General features: G+C 73.9%; 1 pseudogene. It reads right to left on the reverse strand.

What is annotated here, in order from left to right:
- Positions 1 to 261: pseudogene (locus tag N801_RS19390) on the reverse strand (alcohol dehydrogenase); the annotation flags it as partial.

Below are 261 nucleotides of genomic sequence, written 5' to 3' on the forward strand. Positions count from 1 at the left end.
GGGCGAGCTTGTCGTCGAGAGTGTCGATCGCGACGATGCGCGAGATCCCCTGCGCGACGGCCGTCAGGAGAGCGGCCATGCCGACCCCACCGAGGCCGACGATCGCGATGCTGTCCTGCGGCCGCGGCCGGGCCGCATTGAGGACGGCACCCCCACCGGTGAGCACGGCACAGCCGAGCACCGCGGCGACGTCGGGCGGCACGTCGTCGTCGACCGCGACGGCCGACGCGCGGTCGATCACCGCGTGCGTCGCGAAACCCG

The organism is Knoellia aerolata DSM 18566 (genome assembly GCF_000768695.1).
GTDB lineage: Bacteria > Actinomycetota > Actinomycetes > Actinomycetales > Dermatophilaceae > Knoellia > Knoellia aerolata.